Source organism: Blastococcus sp. SYSU DS0669, from assembly GCF_054050895.1.
In genome coordinates this window covers 1-18,019 of sequence record NZ_JBJHAE010000036.1, presented here as the reverse complement: position 1 = coordinate 18,019, position 18,019 = coordinate 1, and the positions used below count along the sequence as shown (strand labels likewise).

13 protein-coding genes are annotated in these 18,019 nt (G+C 74.1%); 3 read left to right on the top strand and 10 right to left on the bottom strand.

All coding sequences use genetic code 11. From position 1 onward, the window contains the following. The 7 genes from ACI792_RS20315 to crcB form a co-directional block, all read right to left on the bottom strand. Positions 1-1,142 (bottom strand): MCP four helix bundle domain-containing protein (locus tag ACI792_RS20315; protein ID WP_456604185.1); only part of this gene is annotated, 1,142 nt, incomplete at its 3' end. 430 nt (positions 1,143-1,572) lie between these two features. Further along, complete coding sequence (locus ACI792_RS20310; protein ID WP_456604184.1) at positions 1,573-3,183, bottom strand: methyl-accepting chemotaxis protein; 1,611 nt, start codon at positions 3,181-3,183, stop codon at positions 1,573-1,575. A 417-nt stretch (positions 3,184-3,600) separates the two neighbouring features. Further along, positions 3,601-5,208 carry a methyl-accepting chemotaxis protein gene (locus ACI792_RS20305; RefSeq protein WP_456604183.1) on the bottom strand — a complete coding sequence of 536 codons (1,608 nt, stop codon included), beginning with the start codon at positions 5,206-5,208 and terminating at the stop codon, positions 3,601-3,603. A gap of 296 nt (positions 5,209-5,504) precedes the next feature. Continuing rightward, entirely contained in the window at positions 5,505-6,242 is a 738-nt protein-coding gene (otsB, locus tag ACI792_RS20300; protein ID WP_456604182.1) for a trehalose-phosphatase, read from the bottom strand. Next, a complete protein-coding gene (locus ACI792_RS20295) occupies positions 6,239-7,654 on the bottom strand; it encodes an alpha,alpha-trehalose-phosphate synthase (UDP-forming) (protein ID WP_456604181.1) in 1,416 nt (471 codons plus the stop codon). The genes otsB and ACI792_RS20295 overlap by 4 nt, the downstream gene beginning before the upstream one ends. Before the next feature lie 32 nt (positions 7,655-7,686). Next, positions 7,687-8,046 (bottom strand): fluoride efflux transporter FluC, encoded by a 360-nt coding sequence (locus ACI792_RS20290; RefSeq protein ID WP_456604180.1) that lies wholly within the window; start codon positions 8,044-8,046, stop codon positions 7,687-7,689. Beyond that, positions 8,043-8,426: a fluoride efflux transporter CrcB gene (crcB, locus tag ACI792_RS20285; protein ID WP_456604179.1), complete on the bottom strand. Its 384-nt coding sequence runs from the start codon at positions 8,424-8,426 to the stop codon at positions 8,043-8,045. The genes ACI792_RS20290 and crcB overlap by 4 nt, the downstream gene beginning before the upstream one ends. Positions 8,427-8,514: 88 nt before the next feature. Between crcB and ACI792_RS20280 the strand changes: the two genes are divergently transcribed. The 3 genes from ACI792_RS20280 to ACI792_RS20270 all read left to right on the top strand — a co-directional run bounded on the left by ACI792_RS20280 (position 8,515) and on the right by ACI792_RS20270 (position 12,574). Next, on the top strand, positions 8,515-9,612 hold the full coding sequence (locus ACI792_RS20280; protein ID WP_456604178.1) for a CaiB/BaiF CoA transferase family protein: 1,098 nt from the start codon (positions 8,515-8,517) through the stop codon (positions 9,610-9,612). Between the two features lie 153 nt (positions 9,613-9,765). Then, the gene (gene murJ / locus ACI792_RS20275; RefSeq protein WP_456604177.1) at positions 9,766-11,358 is read left to right on the top strand and encodes a murein biosynthesis integral membrane protein MurJ; all 1,593 of its coding nucleotides are present in this window, start codon (positions 9,766-9,768) and stop codon (positions 11,356-11,358) included. Between the two features lie 79 nt (positions 11,359-11,437). After that, positions 11,438-12,574 (top strand): ATP-grasp domain-containing protein, encoded by a 1,137-nt coding sequence (locus ACI792_RS20270; protein ID WP_456604176.1) that lies wholly within the window; start codon positions 11,438-11,440, stop codon positions 12,572-12,574. A gap of 6 nt (positions 12,575-12,580) precedes the next feature. On the opposite strand, the gene ngg is transcribed toward ACI792_RS20270, so the two are convergent. The 3 genes from ngg to ACI792_RS20255 form a co-directional block, all read right to left on the bottom strand. Next, the gene (ngg, locus tag ACI792_RS20265; RefSeq protein WP_456604175.1) at positions 12,581-14,341 is read right to left on the bottom strand and encodes an N-acetylglutaminylglutamine synthetase; all 1,761 of its coding nucleotides are present in this window, start codon (positions 14,339-14,341) and stop codon (positions 12,581-12,583) included. Positions 14,342-14,351: 10 nt separating this feature from the next. Then, positions 14,352-16,136: an N-acetylglutaminylglutamine amidotransferase gene (locus ACI792_RS20260; protein ID WP_456604174.1), complete on the bottom strand. Its 1,785-nt coding sequence runs from the start codon at positions 16,134-16,136 to the stop codon at positions 14,352-14,354. A gap of 245 nt (positions 16,137-16,381) precedes the next feature. Beyond that, positions 16,382-17,857: a S8 family serine peptidase gene (locus ACI792_RS20255; protein ID WP_456604173.1), complete on the bottom strand. Its 1,476-nt coding sequence runs from the start codon at positions 17,855-17,857 to the stop codon at positions 16,382-16,384. Positions 17,858-18,019 lie beyond the last annotated feature (162 nt).

Here is an 18,019-nt window from a genome sequence, read left to right as displayed (position 1 = left end):
GCCACCGTCGCCGTCGTCGTCTCCGCCGCCGTCACCGCACGCGCCGCCACCTCGGAGGCCTCCGCGGCGTTGCTGGCGATCTCCCGGATCGAGGCACCCATCTGCTCGGCACCCGCGGCCACCGTCTGCACGCTGCGGGAGACCTCCTCCGCGGCACCGGACACCACACCCGACTGCGCCGCGGTCTCCTCCGCACCCGCCGAGATCTGCGCCGAGCTCGCGCTCAGCTCCTCCGAGCTCGCCGCCACCGCATCCGCCGAGGAGGCGACCGTCCCGAGCACGCTGCGCAGGTTCGCCATGGCCTCGTCGAGGGCGCGGCCCATCTGGCCGAGCTCGTCCCTCGAGGTCAGGCCGCTGGAGCGGGTCAGGTCCCCGGCGGCGAGGCCGACGGCGACGTCCTGCACCTTGCGGGTGGAGCGGGCGATGCCGGTGGCGACGGCGAAGCCGATCGCGAGGGCGGCGAGGACGCCGACCAGGATCACCGCGAGGGTGAGGGTCCGCTGCGACTCGTAGCTGCCACGGATGCCGGCACTGGCCTCCGCCGCCTCCTGCAGCTCCATCTCGCGCAGCTCCTGCAGGTCCCCGGCCAGCTCGTCACCGATGGGCGCTCCCTGCTGCGCGTTCGCGGTCACCCAGCTCCGCACGTCGCCCGCGATGGCCATCGGTGCGAGCACGTCGGTCTGGATGGCCAGGTAGGCGTCGATGTCCGCCGTCATCTCGTCGATCATGGCCAGCTTGGCCGGCTGCGTGGTGCCGGACGCGTAGGTGTCGAGGGCCTCGTGGAACTCCGCCACGTAGCCCTCCACCGCAGCGAGCCGGGCACGGGTCTCCTCCGGCGTCGCCACGATCAGGGCGTCCCGGGCGGTGACGCGCATGTCGCTGAGCAACTGGTCCATGGCGGCCGCCTGCACGGCGCCCTGCAGGTTGTTGGCGTAGAGCCGGTCGGCGTCGTCCGCTGCGGCGCTCATCCCGGAGATGCCCAGGACGCCGATGCCGGCGGCGACGGCCGCGGTCACCGAGACGGCGCCGAGGACCTTGGTCTTGACCGACAGGTCGGACATCCGCGCCATCGGCGACCGGCCGGCCGCCTGGTCGGTGCGACGGCTGCCCGTGGCTCGGGTCGTGCGGGCGGCAGCGGTCATGGCGTTGCTCCAGGGAAGAAGGGGAAGGGTGCGTGCGCCACCGAATCGCGGGAGAGAGCCCGGCGCGCATGCGGCGCTGTGGTGACGACGGAAAGATAGGGCGCAGCGATCCGGGAACGGACAGAAATGCCCGCGTGTCGGACGGCGTGCCGGAGAAAGGTCGGTGACCGCATGTTCGGTGTCGACTTCCCGCCATTTCGGGATGGGCGACCGGTGACGACCGGGAATGGTCGCGCAGGAATGCGGGGAACACCGAGGTGATCCGAACGCGCTCCGGCCGGGCAGCGACCGCGTCGGTCGCTGCCCGGCCCGAGTCCGGCACATCTCCGTCCAGAGGCTCGCCCCGAGCCTGCGAGGGGTGAGGGGGACGGGCGGCCCCCGTCCAGAGGCTCCCCCGAGCCTGCGAGGGGTGAGGGGGACGGGGGTCCTTCTAGTACTTGAAGTTGCCGACCGTGGTGCGCAGGTCGGCGGCCATCCGGGACAGCTCGTCGACCGCGGACCGGGTCTGGGTCAGCGCCTGGGTGGTGGAGTCCGCCGCGCTGGAGACCCCGGAGATGTTCTCCGCGATCTGCGTCGTCCCACCGGCGGCCTCCTGCACCGACCGCGACATCTCGTTCGTCGTCGCCGTCTGCTCCTCCACCGCGCTGGCGATGGTGGTCTGCCGGTCGGAGATCTGCGCGACGATCGAGCTGATCTCCCCGATCGCCGCGACCGCGGCCGTGGTGTCGCCCTGGATGGCCAGCACCCGGCGGGCGATGTCCTCGGTCGCCTTCGCCGTCTCCTGCGCCAGCTCCTTGACCTCGTTGGCCACCACCGCGAAGCCCTTGCCCGCCTCACCGGCCCGGGCGGCCTCGATCGTGGCGTTCAGCGCCAGCAGGTTCGTCTGCTCGGCGATGCTCGTGATCACCTTCACCACGTTGCCGATCTCCGCGGAGGACTCCCCCAGCTTCGCCACCGTCGCCGTCGTCGTCTCCGCCGCCGTCACCGCACGCGCCGCCACCTCGGAGGCCTCCGCGGCGTTGCTGGCGATCTCCCGGATCGAGGCACCCATCTGCTCGGCACCCGCGGCCACCGTCTGCACGCTGCGGGAGACCTCCTCCGCGGCACCGGACACCACACCCGACTGCGCCGCGGTCTCCTCCGCACCCGCCGAGATCTGCGCCGAGCTCGCGCTCAGCTCCTCCGAGCTCGCCGCCACCGCATCCGCCGAGCCGGCCACCGAGGCCAGGACGTCGCGCAGGTTGTCCTGGGCGGCGGCGAGCGCCTGCGCCATCCGGCCCAGCTCGTCGCCGGAGGTGATGTCCGGGCGGACGGTCAGGTCCCCGGCCGCCAGCGCCTCCACGGAGGCCTGCACCGAGCGAACCGTGCGGACGATCTGCCGGACGACGTAGGACGCGAGCGCCCCCGCCACCAGGACGCCGATGGCGAGCGCGGTCCAGAGGACGAAGACCGACGTCTCGGCGATGGACTGCGCCTCGTCGGTGTCCGCCTGCCCGGCCTGGACCCGGCGTTCCTGCATCCCGTTGTACTGGTCCATGAGGACGTCGGAACGGTCCTGCAGCGGGCCGGTGATGACCTGGGTGGCGGTCGCGATGTCACCGGCGTCGGCCGCCGGCAGCAGCTGGGCGTCGGCGATCGCGTAGTAGTCCTCGACGGTGGCGCGGAACTCCTCGAAGGCCTCGGTGTTCACCGTCACGGCCGCGTAGGAGTCGAGCTGGCCGTCGATCGTGGCGCGGCGCTCGGCCAGGTCCGCCCGCAGCGCCTGCCGGGTCTGCGGGTCCGCCAGCGGGTAGGTGTTGTAGCGCGACCGGTCGCCCTGCCAGGACCGCTGGATGTTGGCGAGCTCCGCGAGGGAGACGACGTTCCCGTTGATCCGGTCGGCGGCCGTGCTGAGGTTGCCGATGCGCGTGACCGCGATGACGGTCATCGAGACGGCGACGATGACCAGCACGGCGATGGCCGCGCCGATCTTCAGCCCGACGGGTCGGCTGGCGAACCAGCCGGCCCGACCGGCGCCCGGTGCGGTGGTGGCGGCGGACATGATTTCTCTCCCGGGGCGGTGGTGAATGGCGCTCGTCCCCGGACGTCCTCGGCCGAATCGGTGCGCTCGTCGTTCTGACGCCAGAAAACTAGGGTCCGGCGGATCGAGACCGAGCGAATTGTCATCCGTGTCGCACAGCGCGCGGGAGAAAGATCGCCGACCGCATTGTCCGTGTCGACTTGAGGTCACGACGCCATTCCTGGCGATGCGATTCCGCTCGTCCTCTCGATCACGAGGCGCGACGACGAGGTGCGTCGGCGCGAAAGGGGGATTCCTGCAGCGACGAGTCCTCTCCTTCGTCGTCGCCGACTGCTCCTCGACCGCGCCGGCGCTCGACGCCCGGCAATCGTCGAAGGCCCGGGTGCTGCCCGACGTCACGGACGTCGGGCAGCACCCGGGCACGAGGTGCGGTGTGCGTCAGTAGGTGAAGCGGCCCACCGTCGTCCGCAGATCGGCGGCCATCTGCGAGAGCTCGTCGACCGCGATGCGGGTCTGGGTCAGCGCCTGGGTGGTGGAGTCCGCGGCGGTCGAGACACCGGTGATGTTCGCGGCGATCTCCCCGGTACCGCCGGCGGCCTCCTGCACCGACCGCGACATCTCGCTGGTCGTCGCGGTCTGCTCCTCCACCGCCGAGGCGATGGTGGTCTGGCGGTCGGAGATCTGCGCGACGATCTGGGAGATCTCCTCGATCGCCGCGACCGCCGCGGTCGTGTCGCCCTGGATGGCCAGCACCCGGCGGGCGATGTCCTCGGTCGCCTTCGCCGTCTCCTGCGCCAGCTCCTTGACCTCGTTGGCCACCACCGCGAAGCCCTTGCCCGCCTCACCGGCCCGGGCGGCCTCGATCGTGGCGTTCAGCGCCAGCAGGTTCGTCTGCTCGGCGATGCTCGTGATCACCTTCACCACGTTGCCGATCTCCGCGGAGGACTCCCCCAGCTTCGCCACCGTCGCCGTCGTCGTCTCCGCGGCGGTCACGGCGCGGGCAGCGACCTCGGAGGCCTCCGCCGCGTTCTGCGAGATCTCCCGGATCGAGGCACCCATCTGCTCGGCACCCGCGGCCACCGTCTCCACGCTGCGCGAGACCTCCTCGGCGGCGCTCGCCACGACCCCGGACTGGGTGGAGGTCTCCTCCGCCGACGCGGAGATCTGCGCCGACGACGCGCTCAGCTCCTCCGAGGAGGCGGCGACCGCGGTGGCCGAGTCGGCGACCGAGGCGAGGACCTCGCGCAGGTTCGTCCGGGCGGTGTCGAGCGCGGCCGCCATCTGGCCGACCTCGTCCAGCGAGTCCACGTCCGTGGCGACGGTCATGTCCCCCTCGGCGAGGGCCTCCAGCGACCGCTTGACCCGCTCGACCGGCCGGGTCACCGAGCGCATGGTCAGCACGCTGAGGCCGATGATGAGCACGATGCCCACGACGGCCGCGACGACGGCGACGGTCGCGGCCTGCGCGAGGGCGTCGTCCAGGCGGACCTGCGCGGCGTCGCTCTCCGCGGCCAGCACGTCCTTGGCCTCGCTCACGGCCCCGTCGGAGAGGTCGTTCGCCGCCTGGATCTCCTCCCAGCGCCCCCGCATCGTCGCCGGGTCGGCGACCGCGAGCTCCACCCAGGCGGTGATGGCGTCGGTGTAGGCGCCGAAGCTGTCGGCCAGACCGGCCACCGAAGCGGCGGCGGGGCCGGTGAGCGGGATGGTCGCCAGCTCGGCCAGCATGGCCTCGGGGGTGGCGATGTCCTCGGCGAGCTCGGCGAGCTGGGCCTCGGGGTCGTCCCGGACGATCGTCTTGAAGCCGTCCACCTTGAGCTCGCTGGCCCGGGTGTCCAGCTGCAGCACCAGCTCCTGCGCCTCGTTGAGGTTGGCCAGCTCGGTGTTCGCCTCGCGCACCGACGCGTTGCCGACCAGCACGGCGGTCAGCAGCCCGGCGAACGCGGTGGCGACGACGGCGATCAGGATGCCGAACTTGGTGGCGAGGCGCCGATCGGCGAACCACCCGGCACGCCGCCGGGTGACGGGGGAGGGAGCAGGTGCGTGCACGGGGACCGTCCTGGGGGGAGAGGAGTCGCCGGTGTGGCGGCTCGCTGATTGTTGTCACTCCACCCATGAGCCGGATGTGATCTCAAACGCTGTTGCAGTAATCGTGATGCGGGCGCCCGGTCACCACTCCGGGAATGGAGCCACGTCGACATTCCGGATCCGTCACCATCGGTCGCGCCCGCGCATTTCTGCAGTTCGTGGTGCGGCGGCGGGGAAATGTCGACACCGCTGCGCACGGTGACCGCCGGGGTCGGTGCGGTCGTGCTGCCGGGCGGCGCGACACGGCGCCGGCGCGTTCAGCCCAGCCGGTCGGCGAGTGCCCCGAGGAGGCCCACCACGGCCTCCGGCCCGGCCACGCGGTGGCGGGCCACCGTCTCGCCCTCGCCCACCTTCACCGTGAGGTCCTCGGGTCCGAGCACCCGGAAGGCGTCCTCGTCGGTGACGTCGTCACCCAGGTAGAGCGCGGCAGCGGCGTCCAGTTCGCCGACGAGGCGCTGCACCGCCGCGCCCTTGTGCGCGTCGGTGACGGCGACCTCGAGGACGTCCTTGCCCGGCTTCAGCGTCAGTGACGGATCCACCGCCCGGCGGGCCTGCTCCAGCAGCTCGGCGGCCCGGGCCCGGTCGGTCACCTGCCGCACGTGGACGGCGACGCTGGCCGGCTTGACCTCCAGCCGGGCCCCGGGCGTGCCGTCGACCAGCGGCCGCAGCTGCGCGGCGAGCGCGTCCCGGCGACCGGCGTCGTCCCCGGCGAGCGGGCCGTCGAACTCCGCCCCGTGGCTGCCGATCCAGCGGAAGTCACCGGTCAGCCCGCTGGTGCGGCGCAGGTCCTCGACCCCGCGGCCGCTGACCAGCGCCACCGTGACGCCGTCGGCGGCGGCCAGCCGGGCCAGCACCTCGGCCACACCGGGCTGGGGGGCCGCGGCGGACGGCTCGTCGACCAGCGGAGCCAGGACGCCGTCGTAGTCGCTCGCCACCAGCAGCGGGCGGCGCGCGGCGAACGCCGCCAGCGCCTCGTCGAGCCCGGGGGAGGTCACGCCTGGCCCCGGAGCGCCTCGAAGAACGAGTTGGCCCAGTGCTCGAGGTCGTTGCGGAAGAGGTGCCGGCGCATGGTCCGCATCCGCTTGGCCGCCTCCTCCGGCTCGATGCGCAGGGCGCGCACCAGCTGGTTCTTGACGCTGGCGATGTCGTGCGGGTTGACCAGGAAGGCCTGCCGCAGCTCGGCCGCGGCGCCGGCGAACTCCGACAGCACCAACGCCCCGCGGAGGTCACCACGCGCGGCGACGTACTCCTTGGCGACCAGGTTCATGCCGTCGCGGTAGGGCGTCACGAGCATGACGTCGGCGGCCCGGTACAGCGCGGCGAGCTCCTCGCGTGGCATCGACTGGTTGAAGTAGTGGACGGCGGGGCCCGCGATGGACCCGTAGACGCCGTTGATGTGGCCGACCTGCTGCTCGATCGTCTCCCGCATGTGCACGTAGTGCTCGACGCGCTCCCGGCTGGGTGTGGCCACCTGCACCAGCACGGTGTCGGGCGCCTCGACCGCGCCGTCCTCGAGCAGCTCCTCGAAGGCGTTGAGCCGGACGCTGATGCCCTTGGTGTAGTCCAGGCGGTCCACGCCCAGGATGATCTTGGCCGGGTTGCCGAGCTCGGCCCGGATCTCCTCGGCCCGGGCGATGACCTCGGGGGAGGAGGCCAGCTCGTCGAACGCCCGGACGTCGATCGAGATCGGGAAGGCCTTGGCGACCACGGTCCGGCCGTCGTACTCGATCTGGTCGCGCCGGCAGTGCAGGTCGTGCAGCCGCCGGGAGAGCTGGACGAAGTTCACGGCGGCGGACGGCCGCTGGAAGCCCACCAGGTCCGCGCCGAGCAGCCCCTCGACGATCGCCGAGCGCCAGGGGAGCTGGGTGAACAGCTCGTAGGGCGGGAACGGGATGTGCAGGAAGAACCCGATGGTGAGGTCGGGCCGGGCCTGCCGCAGCATCGCCGGCACGAGCTGCAGCTGGTAGTCGTGCACCCAGACGATCGCGCCCTCGGCCGCCACGGCGGCGGCGCGCTCGGCGAACCGCTTGTTGACCTGCACGTAGGTGTCCCACCAGTGCCGGTGGTACTCCGGCTTCTCCACCACGTCGTGGTAGAGCGGCCACAGCGAGGCGTTCGACATGCCCTCGTAGTAGCGATCGACCTCGTCCTCGCTGAGCTCGACCGGGATCAGCGACATGCCACCGGACTCGAACGGCTCGGGCGCCTCACCGGCGGAGCCGGACCAGCCGACCCAGGCCCCGCCGCGGCCGGCGACGAAGGGCTCCAGCGCCGTCACCAGCCCACCGGGGCTCCGCTGCCACCGCGTGCTGCCGTCGGGCTCGGTGACCTGGTCGACCGGCAGCCGGTTGGCGACCACGACGACGGGGCTGTCCGCCCCGACCTTCTGCTCCGCGTTGTCCGCCATACCGTCCCAGACCCTATCCAGGGGGAGGCCCGTCAGACCACCCGGCCGAGCAGGTACCCACCGGCCGCCGCGGCCAGCCCCAGGAGCACGGTGCCGACGACGTAGGCCGCGGCCCGGCCGGCGTGGCGCCCCTCGACGAGCCGGACGACCTCCAGGCCGAACGTCGAGAACGTGGTGAGGGTGCCGCAGAGGCCGACGCCGACGAACGCCGTCACCCACGCCGGCACGCCCGCGGCCCCCACGAGCAGGCCCAGCACGGCGCTGCCCGCGACGTTGACCGTCAGGGTGCCCAGCACGCTGCCGGTTCCCCGCCGGGCGACGGCGACCCGCTCGGCGAGCAGGCGCAGCGGCGCGCCCACCAGGGCGCCCGCGACCACCAGCCACGGCGTCACCGGGCCACCCCGGCGACGGCGCGACCGGCGAACGTCCCGGCCGCGGCGGCGGCGACGCCCCCGAGCACCGAGAGCAGGACGTAGGTGGCCGCGGTGCCGGTTGCCCCGTCGTCCACCAGCCCCACCACCTCCACCGCGAAGGCCGAGTACGTGGTGAAGCCGCCCAGCACCCCCACACCCAGGAACGGCCGGGCCCAGGGGTTCTCCGGTGCACGCGCCACGAGGACCGCCGTCAGCACCCCGAGGAGCAGGCAGCCGGCCAGGTTCACGGCGAGGGTGGCCCAGGGCAGGTCCCCGGGGGAGCGGGGGAACGCCTCGGCCAGGCCCCAGCGCCCGAGGGCGCCCAGCGCCCCGCCGAGCGCGGCCAGCAGGTAGGCCATGTGACCTGGCTCTCCTCCTCCGGGCGGCGTCGGGCAGCATGCCCACGGGAGGGTCGCACGCGCGCGGCCCGCAGCAGGGGAGGCCGCCGTGGGACCGCTCGAGGGCGTGCGGGTCGTCGAGTTCGCCGGGCTGGGGCCGGGTCCGTTCTGCGGCATGCTCCTGGCCGACCTGGGTGCCGACGTGGTGCGCATCGACCGCAAGGGCGGCCGCGGCGGGCTCCTGGGCTCCCTCGGCGCGACCTCCCTCCTCGACCGCGGCAAGCGCTCGATCGCCCTGGACCTCAAGGACCCGGCCGACCTGGAGGTGGTGCGCGCCCTCGTCCGCCGGGCCGACGTGCTGCTGGAGGGGTTCCGGCCGGGGGTGATGGAGCGCCTGGGGCTCGGGCCGGACGAGCTGCTGGGGGAGAACCCCGCCCTGGTCTACGGCCGGATGACCGGCTGGGGGCAGACCGGGCCGCTCGCGCACAGCGCCGGCCACGACATCGGGTACATCGCGCTCACCGGCGCCCTCGGCGCCAGCGGGCGCCCGGACGAGGTGCCGGCGCCGCCGCTGAACCTGCTCGGCGACTTCGGGGGCGGCGGGGTGTTCCTGGCCCTCGGCGCCCTGGCGGCGCTGATCCGCGCCCGGGCCACGGGGGAGGGGCAGGTGGTCGACGCGGCCATCGTCGACGGCACCGCCGTCCTGAGCACGATGATCCACGGGATGCTCGACGCCGGCGTGTGGACCGACCGCCGCGGCCGCAACCTGCTGGACACCGGTGCGCCGTTCTACGACGTCTACCGCTGCGCCGACGGGCAGTTCCTCGCCGTGGGCGCGCTGGAGGAGCAGTTCTACGCGGCGCTGCTCGACGGGCTCGGGCTCACCGGCGACGAGACGTTGCCCCGGCGGGAGGACCCGCGCCAGTGGCCGGCGTTGCGGGAGCGGTTCACGCAGGCGTTCGCCTCCCGCTCCCGGGCCGAGTGGTGGTCGGTCTTCGAGGGCACCGACGCGTGCGTGGCGCCGGTCTGGTCGCTGGTGGAGGCGACGGAGGACCGGCACAACGTGGAGCGCGGGGTGTTCGTGGAGGTCGACGGCGTGCGGCAGCCCGACGTCGCCCCGCGGTTCTCGCGCACCCCAGGCGCGGTCGGCCGGGTGCCCCGGGCGGGGGAGCACGGCGAGGAGATCCGGGCCGAGCTCGGCCTCTGAGCGCCGTCCTCCCTCACCGCGCGGCGTCCTCCCCCACCGCCCACCGTGAGGGAGGACGCGCCATGATCAGGTGAGCTGATCCTGGCGCCGGAACCGGGGCCGCGGGCGGGTGCGGTCCCCGCGGGTGACGGGCGACCGTCATGATCGGACCCCGTGACGCGAGACGGGACACCTCCGGCCACCCGGCGGGGTCCGTTGCGCGGCGGGGTGGCCCGGGCGGCGACGCTGCTGATCTCGCTCACCGCGGTCAGCCAGGTCCTCGGCTTCGTCCGGGACGCCGTGATCGCGGCCGTCTTCGGCGCGGGCGCGGAGCTCGACGCCTACCTCGTCGCCCAGGGCGTCATGAACCTGGTGCTCGCGCTGGTCGCGACCGCGCTGGCCCGCGCGGTGGTCCCGCCGGTCAGCCGCGCGGTGGCCGCGGGCGAGGGCGCCCGGGCCGACCGCACCGTGCGCACGGTGCTGACCCTGGGCACGCTGGTGCTGGTCGCCGGGTCGGTGCTGATGTTCCTGGCCGCCCAGCAGGTGGTCGCGGTCCTGGCCCCCGGCTTCGACGAGGAGACGGCGGCGCTCACGGTGCGCCTGACCCGGATCGTGCTCGTCGCCGCGCTCTTCATCGCCGCCACCGACATCCTCGCGGCCGCCTGCCAGGCGCACGGCCGCTTCTTCGCCTCCGGGCTGCAGGGCGTCCCGTTCAACCTCGTGATGATCGGCGCCGCGCTCTGGGCCGGCGCGCGGTTCGGCATCGAGGCGCTGGCCGTGGGCTTCGTCGTCGGGTCCGCCGTCCGCATGCTGGTCCAGTTCCCCGCCGTGCGGGCCGCCGGCATGCGGCTGCGGCCCCGGCTGGCGCTGCGCGACCCCGACGTCCGCGAGGTGCTGCGGCTGACCCCGCCGCTCCTGGTCGGGAGCGCGGTCCTCAACGTCAACACGCTCGTCGACCGGGCCGTGGGCTCGGCGCAGGGCGAAGGGGTGATCACCGCGCTGAGCCTCGGGTTCCGCGTGATCCACCTCGTCGACGCGCTGCTCGTGGTGACGGTGGTGGCCGCGCTCTACCCGGCGTTCAGCGCCGTCGGCGCGCCCGAGCACCGGGCCGACCTGCGCGCGCTGGTGGACCGCACGTCGCGGATGCTCGTCGCCCTGCTGCTCCCCGTGGTGGCCGCGCTGGTCGTCCTGGCCCGCCCGATCGTGCAGTTCCTCTACGGGCGGGGGGACTTCGACGAGGCCGCGGTGACCGCTACCGCCACCGCGGTCGCCTTCTCGGCCGCCGCGGTCCTCGGCATCGCGTTGCGCTCCACCACCTCCCGGGCCAGCCTGGCGGTCGGGGACAGCCGCACACCGACGCTGGTCGCCGTCGCCGCGATGGTCGTCAACGTCGTCGGCGACCTCACCCTGGGCGTCACCTACGGCATCCCCGGCCTCGCGGGCTCGACCAGCCTCTCGCTGGTCCTGGCCGCGGTGCTCGCGGTGGCGCTGCTGGCGCGCCGGCACGCCGCCGTCACCCCGCGGGCGCTGGTGGCCACGACGGCGCGCGCCGCCGCCGCGGCGACCACCGGCGGGCTGGCCGCGGCCGTGGTGCTCTCGTGGTGGGGGAGCGCAGCGACCGGCACGCTGACCGCTGCGGCCCAGATCGCCGTCGGGACGACGGTGGGCGGCGTCGTCTACGCCGCCGTCCTGGCCGCCCTCCGCGGGCCGGAGCTGGCCGACCTGCGCGGCCTGGCCCGGCGCCTGGCGCGCCGCCCGGCCGGCTGAACCGCGGCGGAGCCACCCGTCCAAGGATTCGCGCACCACCCCGTCCCGAAAGTGCTCCCGCACGCCATAAGGTTGCTCGATGCCTTCTCCCGGTCGCGCGCTCGTGCTCACCTCGAGCCGTGACCGCGGAGCCCTCGCGGCCGTTCGCGCCCTGGACCGGGCCGGCTGGCAGGTGGGGGTCGGGACGCCCGACGCCGGCGGCATGGTCAACGCGTCCCGGTCCTGCCGGCGGAGCCACCCCGTCCCCCGGCCACGGGGTCACCTCGACGACTTCGTCCGGGCGGTGCGCGACGCCGTCGCGGGCGGCGGCTACGACGTCGTCTTCGGCAGCGGGGACGACTGGATGGCCGCGCTCGCCGTCTGCGCGGAGGCGATCCCGGCCGTCGTGGTCCACCCGCCCGCGGACGTCGCCCTCGCCGCCCTGGACAAGGCCGGGCTCGCGCAGCGCGCCGCCGACGCAGGTGTGCCGGTCCCACGCACCGAGGTGGCGACCGCCGAGGCGCTCGCCACCTGGTCCGGGCCCGTCGTCGTGAAGTGCCGCGCCCACTGGCAGCCGGGGCTGCGCCAGGAGCTGCGCATCGAGGCCCGCCGCTACCCCGACGCCGGACGCGCGCGGTCCCGGGTGGCGCTGCTCGAGGACGCGGGGTTCGAGGCGCTCCTGCAGGAGCCGGTCGACGGGGAGATGGAGGCGCTCGTCGGGCTGCTGCACGAGGGCCGGCTGCACGGCCGGGTGCAGCAGCGCGCACTGCGGCTGTGGCCCACGCCGAGCGGGGTGACCAGCCGCGCCGTCACCGTGCCGGTCGACGAGGCGCTCGCCGCCGCCGCCACCCGGCTGCTCACGGACCTGGGCTGGTCGGGGCTCGTGCAGCTGCAGTTCCTGCGGGACGACCAGGGCACCCTGCGGCTCATCGACCTCAACGGCCGGTTCTTCGGCTCCTTGGCCCTCTCCACCGCCGCCGGCCCCAACCTCCCGGACGCCTGGGCCCGCCAGGCGCTCGGCCTGCCCCTGCCGGAGCTGCCCGACGGGAGCACGGGCGTGCGCTACCTGTGGACGGCGGGGGACCTGCGCCGGGCCGCGGCCGAGCGCCGCGGCGGCGCGCTCACCGACGCCGTCTCGGTGCTGCGCTGGTTCCCGGGCGCGGTCGAGAGCGTCTGGGACCGGCGGGACGCCGGGCCCGCCCTGGCCCTCGCCACGCGGCGCCTGCGTCGCCGCTGACCCGGGTCAGGAGCGGCGGCGGGTCTCGGGGAAGAGCAGGTCGACGAAGCGCTCGGCAGTGGGCCGGGGTTCGTGGTTGGCCAGCCCGGGGCGCTCGTTGGCCTCGATGAAGACGTAGTCGGGACCGGCCACGTCCGGCACGAGGAAGTCGATGCCCGTGACCGGGATGTCGAGCGCCGAGGCCGCGCGCACGGCGGCGGCGGCGATCCCGGGGTGCAGCTCGTCGGTGACGTCCTCGATCGTGCCGCCGGTGTGCAGGTTGGCGGTCCGGCGCACCTGGATCCGCTCGCCGTTGGGCGGGACGTCGTCCATGCCGTAGCCGGCCTCGGCCACCACCTCGCTCGTCGTGTCGTCGAGCGGGATCCGGGACTCGCCGCCGGTGGCCCGCTCACGGCGCCGGCTGGTGGCGCGCACCAGGTCGGTGACGGAGTTCCGGCCGTCACCGACCACCTCGGCCGGCCGCCGCACCGCGGCGGCGACGACCGACCGGTCGATGACCACCACACGCAGGTCCTGGCCGGGGACCAGCTCCTCCACCAGCACGTCGGGGCAGAAGTGCAGCGCGACGTCGACGGCGCGGGCCAGCCCCTCCTCGTCGCAGACGCCGACGGTGATGCCCCGCCCCTGCTCGCCCCGGGCCGGCTTCACCACCACCTGCCCGACCTCGCGCAGCAGCGCCGTCGCCTCCCCGAGATCGCCCTCGCAGGCCAGCGCCCCGCGGGCCACCCGCACCCCCGCGCGCTCCATGATCCGGCGGGTGACCCGCTTGTCGTCGCAGCGGCTCATCGCCACGGCGCTGGTGAACTCCGACAGGGACTCGCGGGTGAGCACCGACCGGCCACCCAGCGACAGCCGCATCTCACCCCACTCGGGGTCGGTGACCTCGACGCGGACCCCGCGGCGCAGCGCCTCCTCGGCGATGATGAGGGCGTAGGGATTGAGCCGTTCCAGGCCCGGCGGGCGGGGGGCGAACAGCGGCGTGTTGATCGGGTTCTTGCGCTTCACGCAGACCGCCGAGACCCGGGCGAAGCCGAGCTTGCGGTACAGCCTGATGGCGCCCTCGTTGTCGTGCATGACCGAGAGGTCCAGGTAGGAGCGCCCGCGGCCGACGTAGCGCTCGGCGAGCACCCGCACCAGCGCCTCACCGGTGCCGGGCGGGGCGTCCTGGTTGTGCACGGCCAGGCACCAGAGGCTCGTCCCGCCCTCGGGGTCGTCGAACGCCAGCCCGTGGTCGACGCCGGTCACCGTCCCGACGATCTTCCCGGTGCGGGTGTCCTCGGCGACCAGGTAGGTGAAGCACCGGGTGCGGTGGTTGTCCCACATGACGTCGGCGTCCCCGACGACCATCCCGTTGAGGGCGTAGATGTCGTTGATCGCCTCCATCTCCGCCCGGGAGGTGACCGTGCGCACGAAGACGCCCCGGATGAGGTCGTGCCGCGGCCGGTACCGGTGCAGGTCCAGCCGGTAGGTGTAGCTGGGGTCGATGAACAGCTCGTCGGGCGCCAGGCCGACCAGCACGTGCGGGTCGCGGGGGTAGATGCAGATGTCCCGCTCGCCGGTCTCCTCCGCCCGCAGTGCCTGGACGATGCCGCGCAGGTCGGCGAAGGTCTGCCCGAACACCAGCCGGCCCCACCCGAGGTCGAGGACGACGTCGGAGGCCATACCCTTCACCTGGTGCTCCGACGGCTTCTTCCACGACCGGCTGGTGATCGCCGGGGTGGAGGCCACCGCCGTGCGACGGCGGTGACCGGCGAGCCGGGGTGCCATCGGCATCTCCTCAGACCGCGTTCGTCTGCAACCAGAGCTCCAGCAGGCCCAGTTGCCAGAGCTTGTTGCCCCGCAGCGGGGTCAGCTCGCCGTTGGGGTCGGCGAGGAGCTCGCGGACGTACTTCGGGCGGTACAGGCCGCGGTCGGCGGCCGCCTCGCTGGAGAGGGCGTCCTTGACCAGGTCGAGCACCTTGCCCTGCAGGTGGGTGATCGCCGGCACCGGGAAGTAGCCCTTGGGGCGGTCGATGACCTCCGGCGGGATGATCCGCCGCCCGATCGCCTTGAGGACGCCCTTGCCGCCGTCGGCGAGCTTCAGCTCCGGCGGGCACATCGCCGCCAGCTCCACCAGGTCGTGGTCGAGGAAGGGCACCCGGGCCTCCAGGCCCCAGGCCATGGACATGTTGTCCACCCGCTTGACCGGGTCGTCGACGAGCATGACCTCGCTGTCCAGGCGCAGCGCGGCGTCGACGGCCGTCTCGGCACCGGGGGCGGACATGTGGGCGCGGACGAAGGCCAGGCTCGGGTCCTCGGCGAGCGCGTACCGGTCGGAGACGACCGACCGCATCTGCTCGTGGTCGCGGTCGAAGAAGGCCCGGGCGTAGGTGCGCACCGCCTCCTCGCGGCCGACGCCCGCCAGCGGCGGGTACCAGTGGTAGCCGGCGAAGACCTCGTCGGCACCCTGCCCGGACTGCACCACCTTGATGGTCTGGCTCACCCGCTCGCTGAGGAGATCGAAGGCGACGACGTCGTGGCTCACCATCGGCTCGGCCATGGCGCCGATCGCGTGCCCGAGCGCGCCGGCGAGCTCGTCGGAGCCGACGCGGATGCGGTGGTGGTCGGTGGCGAAGCGCTCGGCGATGACGTCGGAGTAGGCGAACTCGTCGCCCTCGCGGCCGCCGACGGACTCGAAGCCGATCGAGTAGGTGGCCAGGCCGGTCTGCCCCTCCTGCGCCAGCAGGCCGACGATGAGGCTGGAGTCGAGGCCGCCGGAGAGGAGCACGCCGACCGGGGTGTCGGCGACCAGCCGGCGGCGCACGGCGACGCGCAGCGCGTCCTCGATCGCGTCCTCCCAGTCGCGGGCCGACCAGCCCACGTGCTCGGCCCGGCGCTCGTACCGCGCCTCCCAGTACCGGTGCTCGGTGCTCGTGCCGTCGGCCTCGATGACGCGGACGGTGGCCGGGGGGAGCTTGCGGACGCCGTTGAGGATGGTCCGCGGGGCAGGGACGACGGCGTGCCAGGTCAGGTAGTGGTGCAGCGCGACCGGGTCGATGGAGGTGTCGACGTCACCGGCGCGCAGCAGCGCCGGCAGCGTGGAGGCGAACCGCAGCCGCCGACCCGGGGTCTCGGAGAGGTAGAGCGGCTTGATGCCCAGCCGGTCGCGCGCCATGACGACGCGGCCGGTGTCCCGCTCGGCGATGACGAAGGCGAACATGCCGTGCAGGTGCGAGACGACGTCGGTGCCCCAGTGGTGGTAGCCCTTGAGGATCACCTCGGTGTCGCTGTGGGAGAAGAAGCGGTATCCGTGGCCCTCGAGCTCGGCCCGCAGCTCCTGGTAGTCGTAGATGCAGCCGTTGAAGACCGCGGTCAGCCCCAGCTCGTTGTCGACCATGGGCTGGGACCCGCAGGTGGACAGGTCGATGACGGAGAGGCGGCGGTGCCCGAAGGCCACCCGCCCGTTGCTCCAGGATCCCTGCCCGTCCGGGCCGCGGGGGACCAGGGCCTCGACCATGCGGGCTACCGCGGTCGTGTCGGCCGTGGTCCCGTCGAACGTGATCTCGCCGCAGAGGCCGCACATGCACAACGATCTAACTCCTGCGGGCGCGCCCCCGCAGGCCGGGGTCACCCGCGCGGGGCCGATCGTGGCGCACCTCACGCCTGTTCCACGTGGAACCCCGCACGGGCGCGCCCGGACGCCCTTCCGGCGGATCGCCCCCCGCGACGCGGTGTCCTCCCTCACCGCGCGGTGTCCTCCCTCACCGCCGGCCGTGAGGGAGGACGCGCCACGATCACCTCACCTGATCATCGCGCCGCCGCCGGGGGTCAGCCGGCGGTGAGCGCCTCCGTGGCGGCGACGACGTCGACCAGGCCGGCGCCCTTGTCGAAGGACGTCTCGTAGCCGCCGACGGTCTCGTAGGCGGCGCCGTCGGCGAACCGGTACGCGGTGCCCTTGAGCGCGGCCTCGATCTCCGCCGGGGTTGCGGCCGGGTCGGCCTGGAAGAGCTGGGCGACGATGCCGGCGACGTGCGGCGCGGCCATCGACGTCCCGCTGATGGTGTTGAACGTGCCGACGTCGAGCAGGCCCGGGCCGTTGCGGAAGTCCAGCCCGGTCGCGCAGATCGGCAGGTAGGGACGGCAGGCCGACGTGATGCCCTCGCCCGGGGCGGAGAGGTCCGGCCAGGTCGAGGGGTCGGCCGCCGCGCCGCGCGAGGAGTAGTCGCTGACCACGCCGTCCCGGGTGCCGGTGTCCTGGTCGGAGTACGAGGCGACCGACAGGATGCCGCCCGTCGGGTCCTGCCCGGGCGGGTTGGTGAGCGACGCCGACCCGTCGCCCCCGTCGTTGCCGGCCGCCCACACCGTGACCACACCCTCGGCGGCCAGCGCGCGCTGCAGCTTGACCGTGGCGGAGTTCGGGTCGAACTCCCCTCCGCCGGAGGGGCCGTAGCTGTTGTTCGTCACCTTGATCGGCGGGCAGACGTCGGCGGGGACGCCGTCACCGCACGGGGCCTCGTGGTTCTCCAGGACCCAGTTCAGCGCGGAGTCCGCGCCGACGATGAGCAGGACCGCACCGGTCGAGATGGAGACCAGGCCCGCCCCGGGTGCGGCGCCCTGGACCTGCCCGCCGTCGGCCAGCGTCGTGGGCCGGCCGGCGACGATGCCGCTCACGTGCGTGCCGTGGCCGCCGACGGAGAGGGTGTCGGTGTCCACCACCGAGGGGACGCGGACGACGCAGTCGGGGCCCGCAGCGGTCTCGACGAGGCAGACGCTCTTGAGGTTGGCGACCACCGCGCTGCCGCCGTCGGGCCGGCGGAAGTAGGGGTGGTTCGGGTCGACGCCGGAGTCGATGACCGCGACCGAGACCCCGCGGCCGTCGAGCGGCGAGCCGTCCGCGCCGGTGAGCGTGGCGGCGGCCTCGGCGCCGCGGGTGGCGAGGTTGGAGGTCTCCTGGGCGAACTCGATGGGGGCGTTGCCCTCGAGGTAGGTGACGCCGGGCCGGCTGCGGGCGGCCTCGACCTGATCGGCGGTGCCCGAGGCGACGACCACGCCGATGCGCTCGTACTCCGTGACGGTGCGCATGCCGGTCGCGGCGACGGCGGCGCGTGCTGCGGCGACGTCGGTGCCGTGGACCAGGACCGTCGTCGGGACGGCCGCGCCCAGGCCGGCGAGCTGGTCGGCCAGGAAGTCCTGGACCGGCGCGGGCGGGGGAGCGGGGTCCGCCTGCGCGGGGGCGGCGAGGAGGGCGCCGGCGACCACGGCGCCGGACACCACCCCGAGCAGACGGCGGGACGACGGGTTCATGGCGCTCCTCGGGGATCCGGCGGACGTGACCGGACAACGAGGCGGCGCCATAGGGGTTACTGGACAGTTACGGGCAACTCGCGGGGGCGGCGGTCCGGCGTCCCCCGCTGCGTCCTCCCTCAGCGCGGCGCGTCCTCCCTCACCGCACACCGTGAGGGAGGA

Coding starts and splice junctions, on each gene's coding strand:
- ACI792_RS20310 (WP_456604184.1), bottom strand. CDS start 3,183: ATGTCCGCCGCCACCACCGCACCGGGCGCCGGTCGGGCCGGCTGGTTC.
- ACI792_RS20295 (WP_456604181.1), bottom strand. CDS start 7,654: ATGGCGGACAACGCGGAGCAGAAGGTCGGGGCGGACAGCCCCGTCGTC.
- crcB (WP_456604179.1), bottom strand. CDS start 8,426: ATGGCCTACCTGCTGGCCGCGCTCGGCGGGGCGCTGGGCGCCCTCGGG.
- ACI792_RS20270 (WP_456604176.1), top strand. CDS start 11,438: ATGCCTTCTCCCGGTCGCGCGCTCGTGCTCACCTCGAGCCGTGACCGC.
- ngg (WP_456604175.1), bottom strand. CDS start 14,341: ATGGCACCCCGGCTCGCCGGTCACCGCCGTCGCACGGCGGTGGCCTCC.
- ACI792_RS20260 (WP_456604174.1), bottom strand. CDS start 16,136: ATGTGCGGCCTCTGCGGCGAGATCACGTTCGACGGGACCACGGCCGAC.
- ACI792_RS20255 (WP_456604173.1), bottom strand. CDS start 17,857: ATGAACCCGTCGTCCCGCCGTCTGCTCGGGGTGGTGTCCGGCGCCGTG.